Genomic DNA, 6943 nt, shown 5'->3' with positions numbered 1-6943 from the left:
GGGAAGAGATGACCACAAGAGGGGGACGGGGTAGGAGACGCAGGCACGGTGCGGGTGAGAGCACGCGAGATCGGTTGCAGCGCAAGAGAGCGCCGCGAGGCGTGAACGTGAGGGGCTGGGGAGGATGACCACAAGAGGAGAGTCGGCGGGGGAGCCGGGAGCGAATAGTTGCCGCATAGGCATCAATTCATGTTGATGCTCAGGCATCAACCGGTCGATATTCGCTGCGCAGGTAGCCTAGGCCCGCGCCGAGGCAGACGAGATGCCTCCTGCCGCCCGCGACTCCGCTCGAGACGCAGCCGGGAGACCCCGACCAGACACAAGCCGGTAGTAGCGCGTAGGCATAAAACCGATTGACGCCTATGCGCTCAAATGGTGTGTGCATCGCCGTGCGGAGTTGATGAGTAAGTATCAATTCAGGCCCATTCAGTTGATGCGTACGCGTCAATTCATTGACGAGTAGGCATCAATCTAGCGACGAATAAACGATCCGAGCGAAACAGTATTTTGATGAAAACTACTGGTAGACAACTATTTTCGATGGTAGAATTGAGTTCTAAGCATCAAGCCGGGGAGGTTGTTCGATGAGTAGATTCGCAGGGGCGGTCGTGGTGGCGATCGAGTCGACATGGGCCGCGATCCGCGCCGAAAATCCCGAGGTTCCCGATGTGGTGGTGACGATGGCGTCGGGGTCGGTCGGTTCGCCGCGCGGGTTGCGGCTGGGGCATTTCGGCGCGGATCGGTGGGTGCGGGGCACGGATTGGATGCCGGAGTTGTTCGTCGGCGGGGAAGGTTTCGCGTTCGGTGCCCGCGAGGTGTTCGGTACGCTGCTGCACGAGGCCGCGCACGGGATCGCGAAGACACGAGCGGTGCAGGACGTCAGCCGCGGCGGTGCCTACCACAACGGCCGATACAAGAAGATCGCCGAAGAACTCGGACTGACCGTGACCCGCCAAGCCAACCGCGGTTGGTCCGAAACCGCGCTGCCCGACGCGACCGCGAAGCGGTACCGCCGTCAAATCGACGGCCTGTCCAAGGTGTTGATCGCGCACCGACGCAGCGAGCACGACCCGCCACCCGGTGCGCCGGCCGGTGGCGATGCCGACGAGGACAGCGGGGAGGAAGGCAAAGAACGCGCGCCCCGCAACGGGCACGTGCTGGTGTGCGGTTGCGACCCGGTCCGGCGCATCCGGGCCGCGCAACGCGCGCTCAAGGTGGGGCCGATCCTTTGCGGAGTCTGCACACAGGCGTTCGAGGTCGCCGACTCCGAGGATTGATGACTATGCGTCAACATCGTTGATGCCTACGAATCAACTCACCGGCTATCCCGATCTGGTCTCGACCAGGCAAAACGGTCCAAATAGCAGGTAAACTAGTGAATAGAACTGGTGTGCGGCGGGACACCGCACCTGGGTTCTTTCGTCCACGAATCCGAGAGGAACACAACGAAATGCTGGAATTGATGGACTGGTTCTGTGGCGCGGGTGGGTCGAGCCAGGGCGCGCATTCGGTGCCCGGGGTGCGAGTGACCCGGGCGGCGAATCATTGGGCGCGCGCGATCGAGACCCATGCGGCGAATTTCCCCGACACCGATCACCATCTGGGCGATATCCGGGAGGCCGCGGTGGAGCGGTGGCCGGTCGCGGATCTGTTCTGGGCCTCCCCGGAATGCCCGCAATGGTCCTCGGCGCGGGGCAAGTCCCGCGACTTCCACAACACGATGCAGGGCGATCTGTTCGACACTCCCCGCGACGAGGAGGCCGACCGTTCCCGGGCGTTGATGGAGGAGGTCCCGATGTACCTGCGCGGGGTGATCGCCCGCGGCGGCAAGGTCCGTGCGGGGGTGGTGGAGAACGTGGTGGAGGTGCGGGCGTGGGATCAGTGGGACCGCTGGTTGGGCGAGATCCGCGCGCTCGGGTATCGAGTGCGGGTGATCGCGTTGAACTCGATGCACGCCCAATCGACCCGGACCCCGGTCGCGCCGCAGAGCCGCGACCGGCTCTATGTCGCCTACTGGGACACCGGGCTGGGGCGGGAGCCGGACTGGTCGAAATGGCTACGCCCGCAGGCATACTGCACCACCTGTGAATCCTGGGTGGCCGCGATGCAGGTGTTCAAGACCGACGGAGCCGACATGGGCCGCTACCGCCAGCAGTACGTCTATCGCTGCCCCCAGGTGCGCTGCCGCAACGCGGTGGTCGAACCACCCGCACTGCCCGCCGCCGCCGCGATCGACTGGACCGTCGAAGGGGAGCGGATCGGAGACCGGACACGACCGTTGGCGGACAAGACCATGGAACGGATCCGGGTCGGGCTGCGCCGCTACACCGTGCCGGTGCCGATGATGGTTCCCGCAGGCGGTACTTGGCGCGAGATCGCCGCGCCGGTGACCGTGCCGTTGTCGGCGCGCACGACCCGGGAGAACGACGGGGTCGCGGTTCCGCAGCCGTTCCTGGCGTTGCTGCGTTCGGATCGGCCGCGCACGATCGGGGTGCACGAGCAGCTGGCCACGATCGTGGCCGACGGATCCAACCACGCGCTCGTGTCGCCGCCGTTGGTGGTGCCGACCGAAGGCCGCGACGGCAAGACCGCCCAGCCGGTGACGGTGCCGCTGCGCACCCAAACCACCAGGGCGGAAACCGCGGTCGCGTTCCTGCCGTTCGTCGCCGAACTCCGCGGCGGCAGCAGCGACGCGCGCCCGGTGACCGAGGCGTTGGCGACGGTGACCGCCAGCGGTAACCATCACGGCCTGGTCGTACCCGCCGAACTACCGCGGCGGGTGTGGGATTCGCTGTTGATGCCCTACTACGGCACTGGTGCCGCGCGGCCGGTGGATCAGCCGATGGGCACCCAGTCGACCCGCGACCGCTTCGCCCTGGTCGACCAGGCCAGCCGGGACGCGATCGAGGATGTGCGGTTCCGGATGTTGCAGCCGCACGAGATCGGCCGCGCCATGGCCTTCACCACCGGCTACACCGTGCTCGGTAACAAGCGCGAACGGGTACGTCAGTACGGCAACGCGGTGACACCGCCGGTAGCCGAGTTGTTGGTGTCGGCGTTGGTCGAGGCGATCACCGGCGAGGACATCGAACGCTGGGCCGCCTGACACCAGGCAGGAGGGCGGCCGGTAACCCGAACCCGTAAGGGTTCGGTGGGACATACCGGCCGCCCGAAAGCCCCGCCCACGAAGGAAAGGACACCAGCACGATAAACCGCCGCCTGCCCTACGGCCCACATGGGGCGGTCGGCTGACCGGCCGAGGACGCAGGCAGCGGCAACGCCGAGCATCAGGGGCGGCAACAATGGATGGATGGGAGAGATGGTCACCCTTGACGAGTGGGCGACACGCCACGGCTACGGCCACAACACCGTGCGGAACTTCTGGGCGATCCGCGAGGACTTCCCCCAGCACAAGCAGTACCGGCCGCGGGTCGGGTCCGGCGCCCGCAGCGAGGAATACGACACCGACGAACTCGACGCATGGCTCGCCCGGTGGCACGAGCACCGCCGGCCGACCCGCCACGAGATGCCAGACCAACCCGAGGAATACCGCACCCTCGGAGCCATCGCGCGCCTACTCGGCGTCGACAGCAAGACCGTGAGCCAATACCGCGGCGTGATGGACGAAAACGCCGACCACGAGGACCGCGGACAGCGCCGGTTCTACCGCACCCGAGACGTAGTCGACGTTCTGAACACACGTCAAGGTCATGGCCGTGCCGTCGATCCTGACACCGACCGACGCCGCAGAATGCTTGGTCGATAGCTCACGTCTGTGGATCGGTGTGGCCTGTTCGATCTCGTCGGCTCAGACGCAGGCATTACTGAGCCGTTGGTCCTGCCTGAAGTGGTCGATCGCGGGGAATCGGATCGCACGTATCAAGTTGCATGGAGGCGTCTATAGTTTTGCGCTATGTGCGCGCACGGTAACCTCCCGCTCGCAGACGGCTTCGACAGTCTGATACTGCATAGTTTCCGTCAGTTTGGGATTGTCGACATCGATTTGAGTGGACGCCTAACTGTAATCACGGGAGCCAACGGGGCTGGGAAGACGTCTATCCTAAATATTCTCGGTAGTCACTTCAGTTGGCCTGCTCAATTTCGATCCATGCCACTCGCCTTTCGCGACGAATCAAAGCTCTTTCCAGATTTTCGATATCTTGACCCTCTTATGGTGCGCGATGCGCTGAATCCCCATCGTTTCAATGAAGTGATGGAAACTCTCGGGCATATGAGGGTCACCTATGAGCACTCGGGGCGTCCAGGTGCAGTTGCGATTGGCAGTCTGAAATATACGGGCGGGTCTAGTTCGAGAATTGATATATGGACAGGCCATCATCAAGATGCTGACGAGTACGGACTGGACTTACCCGCGCAGCGAAGAGTTGAAGGAATCTTCTTGCCAGCACATCGATCCATCAGCCCCTACCGGCCCGTGGAGAGAATTCCAGCGAAGTTTGTATCCGCCGAAGAAATTCTTCGAACGCACGTTGATGAACTGCGAAATATTTTCTATAGCTATAATTCACCAGGTGGACGCTCCACTCCGATGTTGCGCATGAAGGAAGCACTCCTGGCCGCAGCGGTCTTCGGGGAGGGGAATAGTTCTGTACGGCCTAATCCTGAAGCGCTCGATGTATGGCACGGATTCCAGCAAGTGCTGCGGGCTATCTTGCCCGACTCGATTGGATTTATACGTCTGGAAGCTAGTCCGCCTGACATCATATTGGAAACTAGCGCGGGTAGATATGCGATAGACGCAATTTCCGGCGGTATGAATACTCTGTTCGACCTGGCGTGGCAGATTCATTTGAGATCGCGAAATTCCGCCGTTTTCACGGTCTGCATTGATGAGCCCGAGAATCACCTCCATCCTTCCCTTCAGCGGACTCTTATACCTAACCTGATGCGTGCCTTTCCTGAAGTTAAATTCGTCCTAGCCACGCACAGTCCATTTATCGTGACGGCTGCACCAGAGGCAAAGGTGTATGTGCTCACCTACGATGAAGATAACTCGGTGAACTCTACTGCTCTCGACTTCGAGAATAAGGCTCAATCCGCAGAGCGGACATTGACAGATGTGTTGGGGCTTGCCACCACCACTCCAGTATGGGCAGAAGATCTTTTCAATGCGATCATGAGTCGTTTCGTGGAGCGTGAGATTTCCTCGGAGTCAATGTGGGAACTTAAGAACGAGTTGGAACGGAATGGTCTCGGTCATGAACTACCATTCGCACTCGAGCAATTGCTTGGGGAGCGCGAGTGAGGAAGCTCACCAAGGGAGAAAAGCCACCTATTCTTGACGCAAAAGAGGTTGAATGGACTCAAGAATACCTGGATGCTAAGGCTGCGAAACAGAAAAACATGCCGAGTCGCTGGAGGCATTCAGAGATCAAATCGGCGGTTGCTGCCGAAACGGCCGATCGATGTGCGTACTGCGACGATAATCCGAAGTCAGTGTACCCCGGAGATGTGGAGCACTTGCTGCCGAAATCCCAGTTCCCTCACCTGGTTTTAAAATGGAGTAATCTGACCTTCGCCTGCTGGCAATGCAATAATAAAAAACGCGAGTATTACTCTGCCACCCTGCCTCTCATTGATCCTTATGTCGATGACCCGGACGAACACTTGTTATTCTTTGGCGATTTGGTGCTGCCCCGGCCTGGATCGGAAAGGGGCATAGTTACTATTCACCATTTAGGTCTAGCGCGTAAGCCGCTAGTCGAAGAGCGCCGAAACAGAATTGAGCACATCGTAGGACTCGTTCAAGCTTGGTCAAAGATGCCCAATGCTGAGTCGGCCCAGGCTATTCTGGAAATAATTATAGAAAACTACGAGAACGGTCCGTTTAAGGCTACGGTTCGATCCTTGCTGCGGGAGATGGGGATATTGGACTTCGAAGATAAGTTGAATAAGATTCTTGTCTCTGAAGTTTGAAAAGTCTGCCGCGAGTATAGAAACGGTGTGTAATTTCTTAGATCAGGGAGTGGTCAGTCGGGCAACCTGGTCTCGTCGGGGTTCTTGTCGGTGCGGATGCCTCGCCAGCTAGGGTGGCGTAGTCCCTCGCCGGTGTATTCGCGGTACTCGATCGCGCCGACGAGCACAGGCCGGACCCAGTGCGTCATTGCGAGACCACGGCCCGCCTGGTTGCTGAAGGGACTTGCTACGGTGGCGAGTTCATCGAGGCGTCCTTGAAGGTCGCGACGGGCTGCGCCGCTGAATCCAGTGCCAACGTTGCCGATGTGGACCAGCTGTCCGCTGTGGGGGTCGTGGGCGCCGAGGACGAGGGATCCAAATGTTCGGGTCGACGATCCGCTGCCGGGCAGCCAGCCGGCCACGACCGCGGACGTGGTCTTGCGTATTGCGGTTTTGATCCAAGAGTGGGATCGGCGTCCGGGCTGGTAAGTGGAGTCGATCCGTTTGGACACGATCCCTTCCAGATGGTGCTCGCTCGCGACAGCGAGGAGCCGATCGGCGTCCACGCCGACCCAGTGCGGCGGCACCCGAACGAGCGAGGACTCCAGACCGAGCCCACCGAGCAGGTCACGGCGCTGGAGGTACGGTGTCGCGATGGCGGATTGGCCGTCGATGGCCAAGACGTCGAAGGCGTACAGCTGCACCGGAGTCGACGCCACCAGGGAGGTGCTGGGTCGGACGACGTGCATGCGGCGTTGCAGCAAACCGAACGACGGCGCACCAGTGGCGTCTTGGACGATCAACTCACCATCGAGGATCAGCTCCCGCCCAGCGGTCGCCGCGACCAGCGCGGTGACGACTTCCGGATAGGAACCGGTCACCGGTTGCTTGTTCCTGCTGTACAACCGGCATGAACCTGGTTCAGTGATCGCGATGACGCGGGCGCCGTCCCACTTCATCTCCACCGCCCACCCGGCATGATCCGGTGGCCGACCCGCGACGGCCAGCATTGGTGCCGGTACACCCA

General features: G+C 61.2%; 6 protein-coding genes and 1 pseudogene. 6 read left to right on the top strand and 1 reads right to left on the bottom strand.

Annotated features, from left to right (window positions below; translation table 11 throughout):
* Positions 1-584: 584 nt before the first annotated feature.
* From JZ792_RS23880 to JZ792_RS23860, 6 genes and pseudogenes are all read left to right on the top strand, one after another.
* Positions 585-1277: a hypothetical protein gene (locus JZ792_RS23880; protein ID WP_216913544.1), complete on the top strand. Its 693-nt coding sequence runs from the start codon at positions 585-587 to the stop codon at positions 1275-1277.
* 173 nt (positions 1278-1450) lie between these two features.
* Positions 1451-3106, top strand: coding sequence for a DNA cytosine methyltransferase (locus JZ792_RS23875; protein WP_216913542.1), 1656 nt, complete (start codon positions 1451-1453; stop codon positions 3104-3106).
* Positions 3107-3310: 204 nt separating this feature from the next.
* Complete coding sequence (locus JZ792_RS23870; protein ID WP_254190242.1) at positions 3311-3766, top strand: hypothetical protein; 456 nt, start codon at positions 3311-3313, stop codon at positions 3764-3766.
* 147 nt (positions 3767-3913) lie between these two features.
* Positions 3914-4060: pseudogene (locus JZ792_RS43240) on the top strand (ATP-binding protein); the annotation flags it as partial.
* Positions 4061-4108: 48 nt separating this feature from the next.
* On the top strand, positions 4109-5266 hold the full coding sequence (locus JZ792_RS23865) for an AAA family ATPase (RefSeq protein WP_254190241.1): 1158 nt from the start codon (positions 4109-4111) through the stop codon (positions 5264-5266).
* Positions 5263-5937 carry an HNH endonuclease gene (locus JZ792_RS23860; protein WP_216913538.1) on the top strand — a complete coding sequence of 225 codons (675 nt, stop codon included), beginning with the start codon at positions 5263-5265 and terminating at the stop codon, positions 5935-5937. Before JZ792_RS23865 ends, JZ792_RS23860 begins: the two co-directional genes overlap by 4 nt.
* A 53-nt stretch (positions 5938-5990) precedes the next feature.
* Here the strand turns inward: JZ792_RS23860 and ligD are convergent, their stop codons facing one another.
* Positions 5991-6926 carry a non-homologous end-joining DNA ligase gene (gene ligD, locus JZ792_RS23855; RefSeq protein WP_216913564.1) on the bottom strand — a complete coding sequence of 312 codons (936 nt, stop codon included), beginning with the start codon at positions 6924-6926 and terminating at the stop codon, positions 5991-5993.
* Positions 6927-6943: the final 17 nt, after the last annotated feature.

This window comes from Nocardia noduli (assembly GCF_019038455.1).
Taxonomy (GTDB): domain Bacteria; phylum Actinomycetota; class Actinomycetes; order Mycobacteriales; family Mycobacteriaceae; genus Nocardia; species Nocardia noduli.
The sequence above is the reverse complement of the archived record's forward strand: the minus strand, read 5'-3'. Positions and strand labels throughout refer to the sequence as shown.